The sequence below is a fragment of the Streptomyces sp. NPDC048277 genome, from assembly GCF_040652235.1.
Classification (GTDB): Bacteria; Actinomycetota; Actinomycetes; order Streptomycetales; family Streptomycetaceae; genus Streptomyces.
The window spans coordinates 1-3,590 of record NZ_JBEZLQ010000070.1 but is presented as its reverse complement, the minus strand read 5'-3'; the positions used below and the strand labels follow the sequence as shown (position 1 = coordinate 3,590).

4 protein-coding genes and 1 pseudogene are annotated in these 3,590 nt (G+C 66.0%); 3 read left to right on the top strand and 2 right to left on the bottom strand.

Annotation, left to right across the window (positions count from 1 at the left end; genetic code table 11):
• Positions 1–41 precede the first annotated feature (41 nt).
• Positions 42–509 (bottom strand): ATP-binding protein, encoded by a 468-nt coding sequence (locus AB0D85_RS52085; protein WP_362338712.1) that lies wholly within the window; start codon positions 507–509, stop codon positions 42–44.
• Positions 510–622: 113 nt separating this feature from the next.
• On the opposite strand from AB0D85_RS52085, the gene AB0D85_RS52080 reads away from it, so the two are divergent.
• Entirely contained in the window at positions 623–1,435 is an 813-nt protein-coding gene (locus AB0D85_RS52080) for a helix-turn-helix transcriptional regulator (RefSeq protein WP_362338709.1), read from the top strand.
• Positions 1,432–1,632, top strand: a complete 201-nt coding sequence (locus tag AB0D85_RS52075; RefSeq protein ID WP_362338706.1) for a DUF397 domain-containing protein — start codon at positions 1,432–1,434, stop codon at positions 1,630–1,632. Before AB0D85_RS52080 ends, AB0D85_RS52075 begins: the two co-directional genes overlap by 4 nt.
• 130 nt (positions 1,633–1,762) lie before the next feature.
• Here AB0D85_RS52075 and AB0D85_RS52070 read toward each other — a convergent pair.
• Positions 1,763–2,170, bottom strand: a pseudogene (locus AB0D85_RS52070) (IS5/IS1182 family transposase); the annotation flags it as partial.
• A 405-nt stretch (positions 2,171–2,575) separates the two neighbouring features.
• On the opposite strand from AB0D85_RS52070, the gene AB0D85_RS52065 reads away from it, so the two are divergent.
• A partial coding sequence (locus tag AB0D85_RS52065) for a helix-turn-helix transcriptional regulator (protein WP_362338703.1) occupies positions 2,576–3,590 on the top strand: 1,015 nt, incomplete at its 3' end.

The window sequence follows — 3,590 nt, the reverse complement described above, 5'->3', positions numbered from 1 at the left end:
GCGACCCTCGCCGCCCCCTCGCACTCCTCGGCCTCGGATGATCACGAACCGGACGTCACGCGACTACGCCGAAGCCCTGGGGGCCCGTGACCCGGCGCCAGCTCCGCCCACACGACCTTGCACCCGGCCGCCGCCTCGTCCACGCCCCAACGCTCCGCGTACGCCGCCACGATCAGCAGGCCGCGCCCCGATTCCGCGTCGGCGGTGACCGGGTCGTGGACGCACGGGACGCGGTCGCCCCGGGCGTCGGTCACCTCGATACGGAGCGTGCGGTCGGCGAACAGCCGAAGCCCCAGCCGGAAGTCCCGTCCCGGGACGCGTCCGTGCAGCACCGCGTTGGCCGCCAGCTCGGCCACGACCTGTACCGCGCCCTCGACGAACACACCCCAGTCATCCAGTTGACGTTCCGTGAGCAGTCTCGCCAGTCGAGCACCTCTTCGAGTGGCGGACAGCTGAACCGTGAACAGGTGCGTCGGAGCGGTGACTTGCGGGGCGGATTTCTGCGTCATGTGGCCCAGCGTGGTCGCCCCTTCCTACTCTGAACAGCAACGACCCCGGCACAGAGCGTGACTGTCCGGGTGTCCGCCGGGGCCGTACGGGTCGTACACCGAAAGGGGCGGGTGTGGAGGACGAGGAGGCCGAGGCCGTACTCAGGACGGTCGGGCGGCAGGTGAAGGTGTGGCGGGACGCGGCCGGGATGACACAGGCCGAACTGGGCACCGCCATCGGCTACAGCGAGGAGATGGTGTCGGCCGTGGAGCGCGGGCGGCGCATTCCCAAGCCGGATTTCCTGGACAGGGCCGACGAGGTGCTCGGGGCCGGCGGCAAGCTCGCTTCGATGAAGGAGGACGTGGAGAAGGCCCGGTACCCGAAGAAGGTCCGGGATCTGGCGAAGGTGGAGGACGAGGCCGTCGAGCTCGGAGCGTACGCCAGCCACAATATGCACGGCCTGCTTCAGACTCCGGAGTACGCAAGGGCGTTGTTCACCATGCGGCGGCCCGCCCTCCCGGATGACGAACTCGACCGCCAGGTCGCCGCACGGGTGGCACGGCAGCAGGTCTTCGCTCGCACGCCCCCGCCCCAGCTCACCTTCGTGCAGGAGGAGGTGACGCTACGACGGCCGATCGGGGGCAGAATGGTGCTGCGCGGACAGCTTCAACGCCTGCTCGAACTCGGCGGGTTGAGGCACGTCGAGATCCAGGTGATGCCCACGGACCGTGAGGACCACGCGGGCATGGCCGGGCCACTGCAACTGCTGAAACTCCGGGACGGCAAGACCCTCGGCCACTCCGAGGCCCAGCTGCACAGTCGTGTGGTCAGCGATCCCCGGGAAGTCCATATCCTGGAGATGCGCTATGGAATCATCCGATCGCAGGCACTTCCGCCCCGGGAGTCACTGACGTTCATCGAGAAGATGCTGGGAGAGGAAACATGAACCCCGAAACTCTCGACTGGTTCAAGAGCAGCTACAGCAGCAACGACGGCCCTGAGTGCGTCGAGGTGGCCATATCCCCCGCCGCCCCCACCGTCCACGTCCGCGACTCCAAGGACAAGGACGGCGCGCGGCTCACCTTCGGCGCCGCCTCATGGGCGAGCTTCATCTCCGCCGACGGACCGGGAACCGCCCACTGAACGGACGGCGGTGCGCTGGGCCCGGGCCCAGGGGTGGTCCGGGTTCAGCGCGAGGGCGCGGTCGAGGCCGGTGAGCGCACTGCCGTAGTCACCGGTCCCGCCCGGGTCACGGCCCGGCCGCGGTGGCGAACGGATCGGCGGTGACCTGCGTGTTCATCCGGTCCTTCTTGTGCTTTCCGGAGTGGTACGGGCGGTCTGCGGCGGTTCGGCCGTTCGGCAACGGCGTTCCGTCGGGAATCACGAACGCCTTGCGCGCCACAGCCCGGACGGCCGCGGCGAGGCCGGGCGCGAATACGACCAGGACCTCGACGGCTTCGGCCGCGTACCGGTGGACCGTGCCGGTTCCGACGCCGAAGCCGTCGGCGGGCTGGGCGTAGATGTGTCCGCACCGCAGGCTGGCCGGCACGAGCAGGGCCTGCCGGTCCGCAGGAAGCCGACGCCACCGTGTACCGAGCTCACGGTGCCGGGCGGTCAGCCGACGGGACAGGTACCGGAGGGCCGAGCTGGACAGACCGATCCCCGACGGGCGGACAAGCACATGAAGCTCTGGTCGGACAGGCTGCTCCTGGCCGACAACCCGTCTACCAGGAGCCTCACCTCTTTCTCACCCCCGGCCCCGCATCAACCCACACCGCCACCAGCCAAGTTGGCAAAGGCTCACTTACGAGGCGCCTTGCTGGTCGGCGCTGATGGAAGTGGGAGAACTCCCGTCTTCCCAGCTCAGCGGGCACCTTTCTGCGTCAGCCCCGTCCCGCCTCGATCATCGACCGGTGGATCCGAACTGAACCACCGTGGGGCCGACATCGTTACTGAGAACGCAGTAGGCGAACACAGTCGGCTGGAGCCACCCAGCCCCCAGCGCAGCGGAGGTTTCACGATGCCAGAACGCAACAATCAAAGGAATAACGACAGGAGAGCTACAGCATCCCACACTCCCGCCGACGTGACCGCTTTCCTCCAGGAATATTTAGCAACCCCCCTCAACATGAGCATGACCGAGTTCTCCGTGACGAAAGGCATACCCGTATCGACAACACGTGGTTGGGCCTCGGGCAGTAGCCTTCCGGAGGGGCGTAGCGGCTTGTCCGAGCTTGAGCGGAAAGAGCTGGACAATCGCAGGGCCAATAATCGCTCGGGGATCGTCAGCACGACTCCTGCCGATGTGACCGCCTTTCTCCGGGAATATTTAGCAACCCCCCTCAACACGAGCATGAACAATTTCGCCGAGACGAAAGGAATATCCCATTCGAAAGCATCTCATTGGGCCGCCGGCAGTGCCATTCCGGGGGGCCGTAATGGCTTGTCGAAGGACGAGCAGGAAAATCTGGACGAACGCACATCCAGTCATCGCAAGGGGGATGTCCGAAGAGATGCTGCCTATGTGACCGGATTTCTCCAGGAATATTTGGCAACCTCCGGCATGAGCGTTGCCCAGTTCGCCAAGGCGAAAGGCATACCCGAAACGACAATATATGCTTGGGCCTCGGGCAAGAGCCTTCCGGAGGGGCGTAATGGCTTGTCGGACAGTGAGCGGAAAGACCTGGACAAGCGCAGGGCCAATCGCGGCAGCAGGAGAAATGCCCAGCCGGGTTCGTCCGTGGCACACGACTCGTACAGCGGCGACCAGCAGGATCCGGCGTACGGTCCGCCGGGTCTGTCCCAGGCGGGGGCCTCTGCGGCGAATCCCTATCTGGTGTCGGGCATGCCGACCACAACGGATTCACCACACCAGCACCAGCACCAGCACCACGAACAGAACTACGAACCTGGCTACCCCAGTGCCCCCTACAGTTGGGGACAGCCTACGGGACCCGATTCACACCAGACAGCCCCTGCGGGGGATGCCTATCCCACAGACGCACAGCTTCCCAGCATTACCACTCTGGTACCGAACCTGGCGCCCACACCGTATTCGTCGCAGCAGAACCAGCAGCACCAAGGCTACGACCAGTACTATC